At 51.4% G+C, this 15,909-nt stretch carries 19 protein-coding genes; 12 read left to right on the top strand and 7 right to left on the bottom strand.

Features of this window, described 5'->3' with window-relative positions; all coding sequences use genetic code 11:
• Window position 1: 1 nt before the first annotated feature.
• Together pulA and KNP68_RS02040 are read left to right on the top strand one after the other, a co-directional pair.
• The gene (pulA, locus tag KNP68_RS02045; protein WP_214798534.1) at window positions 2-2,167 is read left to right on the top strand and encodes a type I pullulanase; all 2,166 of its coding nucleotides are present in this window, start codon (window positions 2-4) and stop codon (window positions 2,165-2,167) included.
• A 44-nt stretch (window positions 2,168-2,211) separates the two neighbouring features.
• The gene (locus KNP68_RS02040) at window positions 2,212-3,012 is read left to right on the top strand and encodes a phosphotransferase family protein (protein WP_214798531.1); all 801 of its coding nucleotides are present in this window, start codon (window positions 2,212-2,214) and stop codon (window positions 3,010-3,012) included.
• A gap of 45 nt (window positions 3,013-3,057) precedes the next feature.
• Here the strand turns inward: KNP68_RS02040 and cydS are convergent, their stop codons facing one another.
• Window positions 3,058-3,168 carry a cytochrome bd oxidase small subunit CydS family protein gene (gene cydS / locus KNP68_RS15265; protein WP_021065570.1) on the bottom strand — a complete coding sequence of 37 codons (111 nt, stop codon included), beginning with the start codon at window positions 3,166-3,168 and terminating at the stop codon, window positions 3,058-3,060.
• Between the two features lie 135 nt (window positions 3,169-3,303).
• Here cydS and trmB point away from each other — a divergent pair, with 135 nt between their 5' ends.
• Together trmB and KNP68_RS02030 are read left to right on the top strand one after the other, a co-directional pair.
• A complete protein-coding gene (trmB, locus tag KNP68_RS02035; RefSeq protein ID WP_131471308.1) occupies window positions 3,304-3,951 on the top strand; it encodes a tRNA (guanosine(46)-N7)-methyltransferase TrmB in 648 nt (215 codons plus the stop codon).
• 105 nt (window positions 3,952-4,056) lie between these two features.
• Entirely contained in the window at window positions 4,057-4,566 is a 510-nt protein-coding gene (locus KNP68_RS02030; protein WP_021065572.1) for a hypothetical protein, read from the top strand.
• Window positions 4,567-4,591: 25 nt separating this feature from the next.
• On the opposite strand, the gene dhaM is transcribed toward KNP68_RS02030, so the two are convergent.
• The 4 genes from dhaM to KNP68_RS02010 form a co-directional block, all read right to left on the bottom strand.
• Window positions 4,592-4,960: a dihydroxyacetone kinase phosphoryl donor subunit DhaM gene (gene dhaM, locus KNP68_RS02025; RefSeq protein WP_256442302.1), complete on the bottom strand. Its 369-nt coding sequence runs from the start codon at window positions 4,958-4,960 to the stop codon at window positions 4,592-4,594.
• A complete protein-coding gene (dhaL, locus tag KNP68_RS02020) occupies window positions 4,953-5,543 on the bottom strand; it encodes a dihydroxyacetone kinase subunit DhaL (protein WP_021065574.1) in 591 nt (196 codons plus the stop codon). Before dhaL ends, dhaM begins: the two co-directional genes overlap by 8 nt.
• A gap of 23 nt (window positions 5,544-5,566) precedes the next feature.
• Window positions 5,567-6,544: a dihydroxyacetone kinase subunit DhaK gene (gene dhaK, locus KNP68_RS02015; RefSeq protein WP_131471307.1), complete on the bottom strand. Its 978-nt coding sequence runs from the start codon at window positions 6,542-6,544 to the stop codon at window positions 5,567-5,569.
• Between the two features lie 104 nt (window positions 6,545-6,648).
• Window positions 6,649-6,951, bottom strand: coding sequence for a PepSY domain-containing protein (locus KNP68_RS02010; RefSeq protein WP_021065576.1), 303 nt, complete (start codon window positions 6,949-6,951; stop codon window positions 6,649-6,651).
• A gap of 136 nt (window positions 6,952-7,087) precedes the next feature.
• On the opposite strand from KNP68_RS02010, the gene KNP68_RS02005 reads away from it, so the two are divergent.
• Window positions 7,088-8,161: a M42 family metallopeptidase gene (locus KNP68_RS02005; RefSeq protein ID WP_029595159.1), complete on the top strand. Its 1,074-nt coding sequence runs from the start codon at window positions 7,088-7,090 to the stop codon at window positions 8,159-8,161.
• A gap of 127 nt (window positions 8,162-8,288) precedes the next feature.
• Window positions 8,289-9,305, top strand: coding sequence for a PTS sugar transporter subunit IIC (locus tag KNP68_RS02000; RefSeq protein ID WP_214798528.1), 1,017 nt, complete (start codon window positions 8,289-8,291; stop codon window positions 9,303-9,305).
• A gap of 49 nt (window positions 9,306-9,354) precedes the next feature.
• Here the strand turns inward: KNP68_RS02000 and KNP68_RS01995 are convergent, their stop codons facing one another.
• Window positions 9,355-9,687, bottom strand: a complete 333-nt coding sequence (locus KNP68_RS01995) for a hypothetical protein (RefSeq protein ID WP_131471305.1) — start codon at window positions 9,685-9,687, stop codon at window positions 9,355-9,357.
• Window positions 9,688-9,801: 114 nt separating this feature from the next.
• On the opposite strand from KNP68_RS01995, the gene KNP68_RS01990 reads away from it, so the two are divergent.
• The 6 genes from KNP68_RS01990 to KNP68_RS01965 all read left to right on the top strand — a co-directional run bounded on the left by KNP68_RS01990 (window position 9,802) and on the right by KNP68_RS01965 (window position 14,591).
• A complete protein-coding gene (locus KNP68_RS01990) occupies window positions 9,802-10,113 on the top strand; it encodes a thioredoxin family protein (protein ID WP_214798526.1) in 312 nt (103 codons plus the stop codon).
• Between the two features lie 5 nt (window positions 10,114-10,118).
• Window positions 10,119-10,910 carry a DUF1444 family protein gene (locus tag KNP68_RS01985; RefSeq protein ID WP_214798523.1) on the top strand — a complete coding sequence of 264 codons (792 nt, stop codon included), beginning with the start codon at window positions 10,119-10,121 and terminating at the stop codon, window positions 10,908-10,910.
• Between the two features lie 48 nt (window positions 10,911-10,958).
• On the top strand, window positions 10,959-11,579 hold the full coding sequence (gene ytpR / locus KNP68_RS01980) for a YtpR family tRNA-binding protein (protein WP_058764015.1): 621 nt from the start codon (window positions 10,959-10,961) through the stop codon (window positions 11,577-11,579).
• A 53-nt stretch (window positions 11,580-11,632) separates the two neighbouring features.
• Window positions 11,633-12,640, top strand: coding sequence for a hypothetical protein (locus KNP68_RS01975; RefSeq protein ID WP_214798520.1), 1,008 nt, complete (start codon window positions 11,633-11,635; stop codon window positions 12,638-12,640).
• An 88-nt stretch (window positions 12,641-12,728) separates the two neighbouring features.
• Entirely contained in the window at window positions 12,729-14,036 is a 1,308-nt protein-coding gene (murC, locus tag KNP68_RS01970; protein WP_021065584.1) for a UDP-N-acetylmuramate--L-alanine ligase, read from the top strand.
• A 102-nt stretch (window positions 14,037-14,138) separates the two neighbouring features.
• A complete protein-coding gene (locus KNP68_RS01965) occupies window positions 14,139-14,591 on the top strand; it encodes a Dps family protein (RefSeq protein ID WP_021065585.1) in 453 nt (150 codons plus the stop codon).
• 40 nt (window positions 14,592-14,631) lie between these two features.
• On the opposite strand, the gene KNP68_RS01960 is transcribed toward KNP68_RS01965, so the two are convergent.
• Window positions 14,632-15,744 (bottom strand): aminopeptidase, encoded by a 1,113-nt coding sequence (locus tag KNP68_RS01960; RefSeq protein WP_214798517.1) that lies wholly within the window; start codon window positions 15,742-15,744, stop codon window positions 14,632-14,634.
• Between the last annotated feature and the right edge of the window lie 165 nt (window positions 15,745-15,909).

The raw sequence follows: 15,909 nt of genomic DNA, 5'->3' as shown, positions 1-15,909 counted from the left end.
TATGCATCACACACCAAATCAGCAAACGACGTCTCATGTGACGATTGAACGGGCTTCCTTGCTCTCATTCGAGACGATTCGACTCGAGGTCATTGCCAAATATGAATCCGTACCGGTACAAATCGAACAAAACGGTCGACCGGTCGATTATGTGGTGCTCAATGAATGGACGACAGAGGCGGGTACGATTGAACGAGATATCCAATTGACGCGCCCGGTTACGCTCGAAGCGGTCTATACCGTGTTTCACCCTGGACATAAGACGATTGTCGTCGTGCCCCGCGAAATTGTGCATACGGACGAGTTTGAACGTCGCTATGCCTATGACGGACCGCTCGGCCTTTCATTTTCCGGGCAATCGATTGAGGCATATGTCTGGTCGCCCGTCGCGTTTTCGATTTGGTTCGTCATCCATGATCCCGAAACGCATCGTGAGATTGAACGGTTTCGCATGTCTCGGAGCGGTCGAGGCGTCTGGCATGCCGATGTTCCTAGACTGTACGAAGGCTATTTTTATCGACTGTACGTCAAGACACCTGTCGAAACGAACGAGGTCGTCGATCCTTACGCCAAAGCCGTCAGCCTAAATGGCGAATTTGGCGTATTGATCGATGTTGAGACAGCCGTCGCTGAGCACGTGGAGCCGGCAGAACGCCCGCCTCTCCGCAAAGCGACAGATGCCGTCATCTATGAACTGCATATCCGTGACTTCACGAGCCACCCTGCGTCGACGAGTCGACGGCAAGGGCTGTACGCCAGCATCGTCGAGACCGGGCTTGAAACCCGGGCGGGGAACAGTGCCGGTTTCGATTATTTGAAAGAACTCGGGGTCACGCACCTGCAGTTATTGCCGGTCCATGATTTTGGAAGCGTCGACGAAGCGACCCGGATGCCTTACAACTGGGGTTATGATCCGATCCATTGGTTCGGGTTGGAAGGCAGTTACGCCTCGAAACCTGACGAGCCGCTATCACGCATTCTAGAGTATGCCGAAATGGTCGATGCCTTGCATCGCCATGACATGCGCGTCGTCGTCGATGTCGTCATGAACCATATCTTCATCCGTGAGCAATCGTCGCTCGAAGCACTCGTCCCGTACTATTATTTCCGTTACGAACATGACGGGACGGTCGCGAACGGGACCGGCGTCGGAAACGACACGGCGTCGGAGCGATATATGATGCGGCGGATGATCGTCGATTGTGTGACGTATTTTGCCGAGACGTATCACGTTGACGGCTTCCGATTCGACTTAATGGGCATTCATGACGTCGAGACGATGAATCAAATTCGGGCCTCACTCGATAAAATCGACCGCTCGATTTTGATTTACGGGGAAGGGTGGGACTTAGCAACGCCTCTCAGCCCGTCATTGAAAGCCTCGTCACATAACGCGGCCTTCATGCCCCGAATCGGTCATTTCAATGACATGATGCGAGACGCTTTGAAAGGGTCGACGTTCAACGACCGGGAGCGTGGATTCGTCTCCGGGAACGAATGGCGGGAGTGGGAGCTGCGCGAATGTATCACTGGGGCAGTTCAAATCCCGAATGTCACCGTCGGGCGCTTCCCGAGCCCGCAATACACGATTAACTACGTAGAAGCGCATGACAATTATACGACGTACGATAAATTGCTGTTATCGTGTGAGGATATGGACGAGACGATGCGGTTGCGGATGCAACGGTTCGCCACGGCCATCGTCATCACATCGCAAGGCGTCCCATTCCTCCACGCCGGTCAAGAGTTCGGCCGGACGAAACAAGGGGTCGAGAACAGCTATAATGCGCCGGACCGCATCAATCATTTCGATTGGGACTTGCGTGACGAACGCCAAAGCGAGGTCGAGTTCGTGAAGACGCTCCTTAAACTGCGGCGCCGTCACACATGTTTCCGCTACGACACCCGGCAGAAAGTCATCGAGCAGTTCAAGTTCCTTCCGTCGCCCCCGGGCGTGATTGCCTACGAGCTGACGGCGAGCCATTCTTATGACGCCTGGCAACGCGTTCGCGTCTATTTGAACGGGACATTCCACGATGTGACGTTCCAAGCGGAAGGGGACTGGAACGTGTATGTTCAAGGGGAAACGGCTAGCCTCGTCCCGATTGAACGAAATCCGAGTCAGATTCAAGTCGAGTCGTTGTCAATGACGATTATCGCGTGTTAATATGGTGATTGTATCTTTGTAATTCTTAATGAGATTTGAGCGTGATGAATATGTATTCAGATATAATCGGTGCGCTCGGTGAAGAGTGGACGGTGGCTTCCGCAGGCGGGATTACAGGCGAAGCGTACGTAGCGACGACGCGCCAACAAAAAATCTTTGTCAAACGAAACTCGTCCCCGTTTTTAGCCATTCTTTCCGCCGAAGGCATCGTCCCCAAATTGCTGTGGACGAAACGGATGTTTAACGGTGACGTCCTCAGTGCCCAACAGTTCATCGAAGGTCGTGAGCTCTCGCCAGCCGATATGAAACGGGCTGATGTGGCGGCACAGCTTGGGAAGATTCATCATTCGAAAGAACTATTATTCATGTTGCAGCAGTTGAATCATACACCGGTCACGTCCTCACTGTTGCTCCGGCAATGTGCCGCTTACGAGCAAGACGAGGCAGACGTGACGATTGATGAGGCAATTCGTTGGTTGTCGGTCCATCAGCCGATTGATGACGAACGTGAACTCGTCGTCTGCCATTCAGACTTGAACCATAACAATTGGATTGAGGATGAGACCGGTCTGTTATATTTGACCGACTGGGATGACGCTATCATCGCCGACCGTGCTTTTGATTTGGCCATGGTCGTCTACAGCTACGTCGACGAGGTGGACTGGGAGACGTGGTTCAGTCATTACGGCATCCGTTTCACCTCCGAGTTACACTATCGAATGCACTGGTATGCGATTGCCCAGACGGTTCTGACCTTATATGGTGAACAGAACGGCATCGCCCGTGCAGAAGGATTGACCGTGCTCCAGGAATTGCTCGATGAAGCAGAGGAACGGACACAATGAAAAAAGGGATGGATCACGAGTGTGAGCCATCCCTTTCCATATGCATCAGACATCATCAGGTTTCATAAAATACGCCCATACGAACGTCGCGATGACGGCGCCGAAGAACGTCAACGGAGCCGCGTAAAAAATAAGAAATTGATCTAACGTGCTCATCGATATAACCTCCTTGTGAAGGATGATTCATGTTCATTAAACAATGATTTCGTGTATAATCGCAAGGGGACTGCTCGCGCGAAGCGGCTAGTCAGCTGAAACTTGAACATTTCTTGAACGAAAGGTTGGAAAAACATGCGTTTACGTCACAAGCCTTGGGCTAAAGAATACATGGAAGCTCAAGAACACGTCTTTATCACTCATCCCGAAACGTTAAAAGGGAACTGGAAATCAGAATTTAAGAACGACAATCCGCTCTTCATCGAAGTCGGGTCGGGGAAAGGGCAATTCATTTTAGGGATGGCCCAGCAGTTCCCGGACGTCAACTTCATCGCTATCGAGTTGTTCGAGAGCGTCGCCGTGTCGATCGTGCAAAAGCTCGTCGAAACGCCGATGCCGAACGTCCGCGTCTTGACTGTGGATGCCAAGCAACTCGTCGACTATTTCGAAGCCGGCGAAGTCGACCGCGTCTATTTGAACTTCTCAGATCCATGGCCGAAGACCCGACATGCGAAACGTCGTTTGACGTATAAGACATTCCTCGCCACGTACGAGGCTGTGTTGCCACGCGGAGGCGAGATTCACTTCAAGACGGATAACCGCGCACTGTTCGAATATTCACTCGAAAGCATGAGTCAATACGGCATGTACTTCACAGATATTTCACTTGATCTTCACGCGAACGAACCGGCAGATAACGTCCGTACCGAGTACGAAGAGCGCTTCAGCGCCATGGGACAACCGATTTATCGGATGGAGGCCGCGTTCCGCCCGAAAATTTGACACGCTTTTTTCTTATTTTAATAGCATTTTCTTCACACTTTTTTCTTTCTTCTTGGTACAATAGGAATGACGCTAAACTGGAATTAGAGAAGGGGGAACATGGGGATGTTGAAAAAAGCATGGGCAAGCCTGCTTGCACTAATCTTCATTCTAACAATCGCACCACTTAATACCTCGGCAAATGAGGCGTTCTTGGACGCCCTTGAAGAGGATTTGAAGGCCACGCACTATGATTACAAAGAAGGAACGGCTGAAATCGTAAAAGAAGAGACGCTCCGTCACTCGAATGGCAACGAAGTCATCGCGGCGGTCGTTGAAATTGATACGGTCCGTGACGGCATCTTCATCACACGTAAGACGGAGTTCCATTACTATGATGCGACGGACAACAAAATCCTCGCAACAGCTGACCTTGCAGAAGTCGAAGGCGCGACTGAATTTGCAGACGCAAACATCGACATGCTCGGACAACAAATCGTCTATTGGTTGCCTGTGTTGATCTTGTTACTCTTGATCGCAATCCCGGCTGTCATCTTGTTCGTTGTCGTGCCACGTTTCTACTCGACGACTGAATACATGAACCCGATTTACGAGAAAAACGATAACCCACGTTAAAAAAAAGAGCCGCGAGGCTCTTTTTTTATGCCATTTTTAACTGTTCGACGATTTGAGCAACGTCCATGCCGTTACCGGCTGAAACGGAAGCGACGAAGGCGCTCTCGACGATTGGACCGTCATAAAACTGGATGGTCTTCTCGCCTTCATACATATCGACGGCCAGTTCGGCGTTCATCGTGGCCGAACCGATATCCGATAAGATGAGTGCCTCTTTGTCGACGGCTTCGATGGCCTCAAGGATTCGGGTCACATCAGTCCCGATGCTACCGTCTTCAAGCCCGCTCGCTAAATGAATCGGAACGGATGGGGCCATCTCTTTCATCAAGTCTTGAATCCCTTCAGCGATTTTGGCGCTATGGGATACGATGATGAGCTCTACGATATCACTCAACCTCCTTCATAATCGCTTTTAAGACGATTGAACTCGAGAGTGCCCCCGGGTCGACGGTGCCGCGAGAGTTCTCACCGAAATAAGACGCCCGTCCTTTCGTGGCGACCATATCCTCGGTCGCACCGACGAGTTGATCAAGTTTCGCGTCAAAGTCGTCGGACTCGTTCAAGTCACTCAAGAACGGGTCCCACACATCGACCATCGTCTTTTGGCCAACTTCCGATTTCCCGCGCGCCTTGATCGCTGTCGCTGCTTCGACGAGCGCTTCTTTGACGAGATTGAAATCGGCTTCGGTCGCGTCACCAAACTTAGGCGCTGCCTTGACGAAGGCGGAACCGTAAAGTGGACCGGCTGCGCCACCGACTTTCGACATGAGCGTCATCCCGACTTTTTTACTCAAGTCGCCGAGAGTTGCGTAGTCATCATCGAGGACAGCGACGACCGCTTCAAAGCCACGCGACATATTGATGCCGTGATCTCCGTCGCCGATGGCGCGGTCGAGATCGGTCAATGTATCCTTGTTCGCCTCAATCTCTGATTGGGCGTGCCGTAATGCTTGCTTGAATCCTTCAATCGTCAACATTGCATGAACACCTCATTCGTAGATTAGAGTTTGAAACCGAGTGCCGCCGATGGTGCATCGAGATAGCCCGTCAACTCTTCATCGAGCGGCAAGAGAGTGATCGAGAAGCCGTGCATCTCGAGTGACGTCATATAGTTGCCGACGTATTTTCGTTTCAATGAATAGCCGGCATCTTCCAATTTTTTCGCGACGAAGTGATACGTCACGTACAGTTCAGATAGAGGCGTTCCGCCCATACCGTTGACCATGACGGCGACTTCGCCGGGGCTGACTTCTTTTTTCAAATGATCGAGTAAATCGTCGACGATCGCATCGACGTTCGTCGTCGGTTTCCGTTCGACGCCGCGTTCGCCGTGAATCCCGATTCCAATTTCCATTTCTTCTTCGTTCAAATCGAATCCAGGTTTACCGCTCACCGGCATATAGCAAGGTTCGACGGCCATCCCCATTGAGCGGACATTGGCCGCGACTTTCTCTGCAAGCGCTTTCACTTCGTCGAGTGATTTCCCGCTCGCTGCGGCTGCACCGGCAATCTTGTGGACGAACACGGTACCGGCGACACCGCGACGGTCTTCTTTGTTCGTGATAGCGACATCGTCGGCGACGACGACGTGATCGACTTTAATCCCTTCGGCGTCCGCGAGCTCGGCGGCGAGTTCGAAGTTCATGACGTCACCTGCGTAATTTTTGACGACGAGCAATACGCCATTGCCGCCATCGGCCGCTTTGATGCCTTCGAGCACCATGTCCGGCGTCGGGGACGTGAACACTTCACCGCATACGGCGGCATCGAGCATCCCATCGCCTACATAACCGGCGTGCGCTGGTTCGTGACCGCTCCCTCCACCTGAGACGAGTCCGACTTTCCCGGACTTGGCCCCGTCGGCACGACAGATGACATTGAATCCTTCCACACGACCGTACAGTTCAGGGTGGGCGTGGACCATACCTTCGACCATTTGTGACACGAGCTCGTTTGCTTCACCGATCAGTTTCTTCACGTGGGATCACTCCTTTTTGAGTTTGAAAAGTACCATATTCAATTTTCCACTCTTTTGGGTGAATTAAACAAAAAAAGTCGGCGAAAATATTCGCCGACCTCATCTCATGCATATTCAAGTAGAGCGCCAGTCTCTGAATCGACTGTGAATTGGTACGTCTTCTCTTCGTCGTTCTCGAGAACCGAGATGCCGCCTTTGAAGACGTCGTACTCGCGTCCGTCATACGTATAAATCTCAGGTGATGCCGAGATCCATGCCCCTTGGACGTGACCTTTGGCTGAAAATGCACGCTTCGTGTACTCAAGCGCATCCTCGGCCGATAAGCTTCGTTCATCTAACACTTTTTTCGTCATAAGTGCGGCTGCGATGGCAACCCCGATTCCAACTAACCAATATCTTTTCTTCATATGACTACCTCCCCTTGAACTATGGCTATCATGTACATCGTACCAAAACCTGTACCCCATTGGAACGAAAACCATTCGCATCTGTCGAAAAGTTCTGTATATAATGATACAAGAACGGTTGAAGGGATGGATGGAAATGGAACAAAAAACGAGAGACTTATTCAAGACGTTGACAGAGCTTCCGGGCGCGCCCGGGTTTGAATCAGAGGTCCGCCGGTTTGTTCGTGACCGAATCACACCGCACGTCGATGAAGTCATGACGGATGGCATCGGCTCAATCTTTGGGAAACGGGTCGGGGACGAGGCGGGCCCACGCATCATGGTCGCTGGACATATGGACGAAGTCGCGTTCATGGTCACCCGGATCACAGAAAACGGGATGCTGTACATACAACCGCTCGGCGGATGGTGGAGCCAAGTGCTCATGGCACAACGATTTGACATCGTTACGGCCGATGGATTGATTCCAGGGGTCGTCGCATCGACGCCGCCGCACTTGCTTGGACCGGAGGCGATGAACAAGCCGATGGACATGAAGCAAATGTTTATCGATATCGGGGCCGATACGAAAGAAGAGGCCGAATCGTGGGGCGTACGTCCGGGTCTACCGGCTGTGCCGACGAGCGAGTTCACGCCGCTCAAACATCCGAAAAAAATTATGGCCAAGGCATGGGACAACCGCTACGGCGTCGGGCTCGCCGTCGAGTTGCTCGAAGAGACGACAAAAGCCGATCACCCGAACATCTTGTTCGCCGGGGCGACCGTACAAGAAGAAGTCGGTCTCCGTGGTGCCCAAACAGCAGCCGAAATGATTCGTCCGGATGTCGCGCTCGTCCTCGACGCATCACCAGCCAACGATGCATCAGGCAATAAGACAGAGTTCGGACAGCTCGGGGAAGGGGCACTCATTCGTATCCTCGATCGAGTCATGGTCATGTCTCCTGAGATGCGTGACTTCCTGCTCGATACGGCATCTGATGAAAACATTAAGACCCAGTATTTCGTCTCGCCAGGTGGCACGGATGCGGGTCGCATCCACATGAGCGGGGAAGGGGTGCCGACGGCCGTCATCGGTGTCGCGGCGCGTTATATCCACACGCATGCCTCGATTTTGCATACGGACGACTACGACGCGGCGAAAGCGCTCCTGAAGGCACTCGTCAAACGACTCGATCGCTCGACGATGGAGACGCTCCGGGCTTCACGCTAATTGAACGAAGAACGTCACTCGTGGAGTGGCGTTTTTTTCATATTGAAATTTCACGAGAAACGTTTATACTGATAAAAGTGTGAAGACAGGAACTTTACGACTGACAAGACAGAAATGAGGAATTTCCATGCTTAAGAAAAAAGGGATTACGCTCAGTCCGTCGCTCTATTTCGTGACGGCTCTCAGTTATATGGCACTCGGATTATTCAGTACGCTCATTATCGGCTTGATTATGAAGACGGCCGGAGGACAGTTGCTCGAGACGAACCTGTCTGGATTTGGTTCGACGCTCATCGAAATTGGTGACGTGGCCATCGGCTTGACCGGGCCTGCCATCGGAATCGCCATCGCCTATGCGCTCCAGGCACCACCACTCATCTTGTTCTCGGCACTCGTCGTCGGGGCGTTCGGCTATGAGTTCGGACCAGCCGGCAGTTATGTGGCGACGTTGCTCGCCGTCGAAGTCGCCAAGCTCGTCTCGAAGTCGACGAAACTCGATATTTTGGTCACGCCGTTCACGACGATCGGCATCGGTTATTTGAGTGCGACCTATATCGGTAAATACGTCGGGTTGTTCATGACACAGCTCGGCACATGGATCGAATGGGGAACGGAACAACAACCACTGTTCATGGGAGTCGTCGTCGCGACGTTGATGGGGCTCGCCCTCACGGCTCCGATCTCGAGCGCGGCCATCGCCCTCATGCTCGGTTTGAGCGGGATTGCCGCCGGCGCGGCGACGGTCGGGTGTGCTGCCCAAATGGTCGGGTTTGCCATCACGAGCTATCGGGACAATGGCATCGGAGGCGCCATCGCCCAAGGCATCGGTACATCTATGCTCCAAGTCGGCAATATTGTCAAAAACCCATGGATTCTGTTGCCGCCGACCGTGGCCGGCGCCGTGCTCGCGCCGATTGCGATTCTGTTGTTTGAACTCGAGAGCGTCGCGGCAGGCGCTGGCATGGGAACAAGTGGACTCGTCGGACCGATCGTCATGCTCGAAACGATGGGCTTCAGTTGGTATACGTTCATCGTCGTCTTCGGCTTTTTAATCGTCGGGCCAGCGGTGCTCAGCTACGCCGTCTATCAAGTGTTGGTCCGGATGAACCGGATTCGACCGAACGACATGAAAATCGAATATTGAACATACGAAAGAGAGCGTCCCGGCAAATAAGCGGGACGCTCTCTTTCGTTCACCACCCGAAAAAATTCCGGACGATTTCGACCGTTTCCCGCGGGACGCGGAAGCTCGCGAGGAATAGTACGAGCAGGACGGCATAAACGGGGAGTAAAAAACGTTTTCGAATGATGGGCAGCCTGCGCACAAGACGCTTGACGACGCGTTCAAGTATGTAAATCACGGCGAATCCGACGACGAGCCAAATGAAAATCTCGCCTCGTGATTTGTCCGTATCGATAAACAAATAACCGTAGCGCAGAATCGCCAACATGCCGATGACGCCGACGAGTTGTTCAAGTGGATGCTTCATTTCTGGATTCAACTGTTCGCGTGTCCATTTTGTCATGACTTCACCTTTTTCACGTAGTCTTCACTCCCGACTATCATAAAACACGAGAGCGGAATGTGACAACGGACTTATGCTATCATGAATGAGGAAAAAAGAACAGGAGTGGTGAAGATGAAACAACTGACAACGATGAACGAATATACAGCAGCGAAACAAGGGAAGAGCGTCCTCATGTTTTCAGCAACATGGTGCGGCGATTGCCGTTTCCTCGACCCATTCATGCCGGACGTTGAAGCGAAGTTCTCAGACTGGTCATTTTATTACGTCGATCGTGATGAATGGATGGAGCTTGCGCAAGAACTCGACATTTTCGGAATTCCAAGCTTCGTCGCTTTCAACGGCGGACAAGAAGTCGACCGCTATGTCGGACGCGAACGGAAGACGCCGGAGCAAGTCGAAGCCTTCCTTCATGGGTTAGGGTGATTTAAATGGAGCGGAATGAATTACGTCGTCATCTCGAAAGTAAGTTCACTGACGGATACCGGACCTCGTACGACCGCGAGAATGAGGTGTTGCGCATCGAACGGGCGACCGATCGTTTCGGCGTCAACATCCGTCTCGCCCCGCTCGTAGCGAAAACAAAAGTTCGAGGGGAAATCGCTGTCGATGAGGTCGTAGACTACATCAAGACAGCGCTCACCGCGGACGATGACATCACATTAGCGGGTAATGAGGCCAATCTTTATCCTGTCATCCGTTCTGCTTCGTTCTCGACCGAGACGAAACGGGGCGAGACATTGGCGATGACGCCGCATACAGCTGAGACGGCTGTCTTTTATGCACTCGATTTGGGCAACGGCTATCGCTTGATCGAAGAGCGGCATTTGGACGGGATGCCTTTGACGCGTCTTGACGAATTGGCACGAGACAACGTCAAGAAGTTGCCGACCGATTTAAAAGAAGATACCGTGGCCGGGAATACGTTCTATTTTCTGGCTGCTCGGGACGGGTATGAAGCGTCACGGATTTTAAATGATGAGTTCTTGCGGGTCATGGAGCGCCGTATCGAAGGCGATATGCTCGTCGGGGTACCGCACCAGGACGTGATGATCATCGCGGACATCCGCAACGATCAGGGTTATGATGCGATGCAGCAGCTCATGTTCGACTTTTTCACGAACGGTCGGATTCCGGTGACGGCTCTTTCTTTCCATTATGAGGCTGGCGTACTCGAGCCAATTTTCATTGTCGGAAAAAAGAACCCACCAACCGACGCATAATCTGCTAAACTATTTGTGTCTAGTTTGAAAGAAGGGGCGTTTTTACGTATGCAAATCAATGCTTTTTATAACCGTGAAGGAATCGGCGATGTCCTCATGGTCCTGTTAAGAGAAGGCGATCGCCATCATCAAGTTGTTGAACGGAAAGACGATGTCGCCATCGTTAAGTCGACGACAGGGAAAGTCAATGGCTACAACGTGTTCAACGCGAGCAACTATTTTGATGTCAGCGATTGGCATGGACCGGTCGAATTGACGGCCGAATTGATTGAGACGCTCGGTGTCATCTTGCGCAAACAAAATATCGAAGCCGAGTTGTCGGGCGTGGACTTTACCCCGAAATTCGTCGTCGGCTATGTCAAAGAAGCTGAGAAACACCCGGATGCCGATAAATTGTCGATTTGTCAGGTCGAGACTGACCAAGGTATGGTCCAAATCGTCTGTGGCGCACCGAACGTTGCGGCCGGCCAAAAAGTCGTCGTCGCGAAACCGGGTGCAGTCATGCCATCAGGTTTGATCATTCGCCCGTCTAAATTACGTGGTGAGAGCTCACACGGGATGATTTGTTCGGCGCGTGAATTGAACTTGCCTGATGCACCGCAAGAAAAAGGAATTCTCGTATTAGATGACGAATATGAAGTAGGTAAAGCATTTGAAATCGGTCGCTAAACTCGACCGATTTTTTGCTAAATAGGATTGAGTGAAAAAGCGAGGAATCAAGTATGGATGCATATGAACGTTCATTAAAACAGCAAGCAGACCGAATTCGACGCGAACTATCCCAAGAAGGGAAGAAAGGTGCGCCTGCACCGAAGCCCGAGCCGAAGGATGAATTTGTGCCGTCGGATGTACCGTCTCCGATTTATGGATACGCCCGACCGAAACCGAAAATCATCTTGCCGACTGAACATTCTCCGGAGACGCGAGACGATTCAGCGATGCGCCAAGCGAAGCGAGTGGCCGTCCCAGTTGAGGAAATGTCAGAGGCGGTGCCACCAAGCGTAACGCCTGAGCCTGAGAACGAACCGGTAATTGATTCTGTAGATGAATCGGTGGTCGAATCAGTAGATGAATCGGTGATGGAGTCAGTAGACGAATCCGTTGTTGAATCAGTAGACGAATCGGTGATCGAATCAGTAGATGAACCGGTGATGGAGTCGGTTGATGAATCGGCGCCGGACACGGACGAAGCGATGACACCACAGTCTGACTTTGATGTCACAGCGGACGAAGCGCCAGTAGCGGAGACGCTTGAGGAAATGGTGGCCGAGCAAACAGATTCACCAATCGAAGCGTCAATTATTTCCGCGGAAACATCGCAACCAATTGACGAGAGTCCGACCGTCTTGGAAGATGAGCCGGATGAATCAGATATAAAACCGCTCCTCGGGGAAGTCTCGATTGTAGAGAGCGGATTTGCCTCGGTCTTCATGGGGTCGACCGATTTGAAATCGTCAAAGATTGCCGTTCGTGAAGAAAAACAAGATGTGACCGAACCATCGTTGCCGACTGAAGCATCGGTCGAGACGGTGGCACCGATTGTTGAGGATGTTGCGAAAACATTACAGTCGGACGAACCGGTCGATGTGCCTGATGAAGAAACATTGACGCCCGCCATGGGCGTGTCATACAAAGCGGATGGCCCTCCGCTCAACGTCATGATGACGCCGCAAGACCGGATGGCGATGTACAAGAGTCGCCGATTGGCTAAAAAAAACAATAATCTGTAATAGCATGACTCCGGTAGTTTTGCTATAATGACAAAGGTTTGTCGCATTTTTGAAACAGACCGCAATGAATTAGGGGGGCTATTTACAGATGAACCGTTATCACTTCGTCGGAATTAAAGGAACGGGCATGAGTCCTTTAGCTCAAATTTTAAATGACATGAATAATGAGGTCCGAGGTTCGGACGTTGACAAAGCATTTTTTACTGAAGAAGCATTGAACCGTAAAGGAATTGAAATCCTTCCGTTTGACCCTGAAAACATTACTGAAGGGCAAATCGTCGTCCAAGGTAACGCCTTCACAGACGATCACCCTGAAGTTGTTCGGGCACGCGAACTCGGATTGACGATATACAAGTACTATGAGTTTCTAGGCGAGTTGGCTGACCACTACACGAGTGTCGCCATCACTGGATCTCACGGGAAAACATCGACGACAGGTCTGTTGGCCCACGTCATGCGTGGCATCGAGCCGACATCATTCTTGATTGGCGATGGTACGGGTGAAGGTGTCGAAGACTCGAAAAACTTCGTCTTCGAGGCTTGTGAGTATAAGCGTCACTTCTTATACTATCGTCCGGACTATGCCATCATGACGAACATCGACTTTGATCATTCTGATTACTTCTCAGGACTCGATGACGTCATCGACGCATTCCAAGAGATGGCCAAGCAAGTGAAGAAAGGCATCATCGCTTGCGGGGATGACGAAAATCTTCAACACATTCAAGCGAACGTGCCAATCGTCTATTACGGTTTTGGCGCTCATAACGACTTCCGCGCCGAGAACGTGAACTCGACGGATAACGGGACGACGTTTGACGTGTATTTGCGTGACGACTTCTATGGGACGTTCCGGATTCCAGGATACGGGAACCATAGCGTCTTGAACGCACTTGCCGTCATCGCGACATGTGACTACGAGAACTTACCGAAAGAGTTGGTTAAAGACCGCCTCGAGACGTTCAACGGCGTGAAACGTCGTTTCAGCGAATCGACGCTCGGAAGCCAAGTGTTAGTGGATGATTATGCCCACCATCCACGGGAAATCAGTGCGACAGTGGAAGCGGCGCGTAAAAAATACGTCGGCCGTGAAGTTGTAGCGATCTTCCAACCGCACACGTACACGCGTCTTAAATCATTCATGGATGATTTCGCTGCGGCATTAGCCGAAGCGGATGCCGTTTACTTGTGTGACATCTTCGGTTCGGCTCGCGAACAAGAAGGTACAGTTACGATTGAAGACCTGCAATCGCGCATCGAAGGCGCGAACGTGTTGAAGCGCGGCGGAACGCAAGTGCTCCAGGCACATGACAATGCCGTCCTCCTGTTCATGGGGGCTGGGGACATCCAGACTTATCAACGCGAATATGAGAAACACGTCCAACTTGAAGCGTGAATCGAGAGCGAACGGCTGATGCCGTTCGTTTTTTTTGTGTTTAACATCGAGCTAAGACGGTAATAATACTAGCGACTGAATTTGGAAAAGGAGATGTTAAGGATGGCAAGCCAAGGCGCATTAAACACATTGAACAAAGAGGTAGCCAACTATGGCCTCTTATTCGTCAAACTGCACAACTACCATTGGTACATTAGCGGCCCTCACTTCTTCACGTATCATGAAAAATTAGAGGAACTGTATAATCTCGTCGCCGAACTGTACGATGACGTGGCGGAACGTCTATTGATGAACGATGGCGAACCGTATGCGACGATGAAGGAGTATCTCGAACATTCGACGTTGCAAGAAGGGGACCGCCACGCGGATACCGAGCAGATGATTAAAGATGTCATCAGTGACTTCAAACAGATTCGCCAAGAGATGCAAGACGCGATGGAGAACTTCGAAGACGGGGACGAAGCCATCGAGGACACATTCGTGTCTCATATCGAACGACTCGAAAAAGAGATTTGGATGATGTCGGCTGCGCTCGGTAAAAAGACGAAGCTGTAACGAAAAAACAAGCGTGCCGTCATCGGCACGCTTGTTTTTGTTATTTCAAGTTCTCTGGGTTGAGTGGCAAGAGCGAGTCGACGACGAAACGCCCGTCCTTACGAATCAAGACATCATCGAACCAAATCTCGCCGCCGCCGTAATCAGGGCGTTGGATATTGACGAGGTCCCAATGGATTGACGAGTTGTTGCCGTTATAAGCGTCATCATACGCCTGACCCGGTGTAAAGTGGAAACTGCCGTCGATTTTCTCATCGAACAAGATATCCTTCATCGGATGTTGGATGTACGGGTTGACGCCGATGGCGAACTCGCCGACGAAACGTGCCCCTTCGTCCGTATTGAACACTTCATTGATTCGGTCTGTGTCGTTCGCTGTCGCATCGACAATCTTTCCATCTTTGAACGTCAACGACACGTTCTCGAACGTGAAGCCGTGATACGGTGACGGCGTGTTGTACGTGATGACACCGTTGATCGAATGTTTGACCGGAGCTGTGAACACTTCACCGTCCGGAATGTTCATTTGGCCAGAACACTTGATGGCCGGAATGTCTTTAATTGAGAACGTGAGGTCCGTCCCTGGTCCTTTGATTGTGACACGGTCGGTCTCATTCATGAGGCTGACGAGCGCGTCCATGGCCCGGTCCATCTTACCGTAGTCGAGTGTGCAGACGTTGAAGTAGAAGTCTTCGAACGCCTCAGTCGATTTACCAGCGAGTTGTGCCATCGACGGCGATGGATAACGGAGCACGACCCATCTCGTTCCTTTGACGCGGTCCTCGGTATGCATTTTACCGATAGTGGCCCCGACGAGTTTTTGTTGCTCGGCCGGCACGTCTGACAGTTCGTTGATGTTGTCACCGGCACGAAGGCCGATGTAAGCGTCCATCGCTTGCATCTGTTTGCGTTCGATGTCGGCCATGAGTTCGAGCTGTTCCCGGCTCGCTCCCGTATAAAGTTTGCGCAAGATGCGGCTCTCTTTCAATAAGACGAATGGATGCCCCCCAGCCTCATACGCCTTTTCGACGAGCGCTTCGACAAGCGATTCCTCGACGCCGAAATTTTCAATGAGAACGCGTTCCCCCGGTTTCAATTCGACTGAATAATTGATTAATCCATCAGCGAGTTGCGTGATTCTTGGATCTCTCATACGAACACCCCTTTTAACTTTTTTAAATTTATTTCTATTTTAGTGTAATCGAAAACATAAAAACGGGTAAAGGAATAATCAGACCGGATGGCGAAAACGGTTGTGACAAATCTTTTGAGTCATAATGGTGCTATAATGAAACCACCACATTATCGAATAGGAGGA

This window comes from Exiguobacterium sp. s50 (genome assembly GCF_018618175.1).
In the GTDB taxonomy this organism is placed as follows: Bacteria; Bacillota; Bacilli; order Exiguobacteriales; family Exiguobacteriaceae; genus Exiguobacterium; species Exiguobacterium chiriqhucha.
The sequence above is the reverse complement of the archived record's forward strand: the minus strand, read 5'-3'. Positions and strand labels throughout refer to the sequence as shown.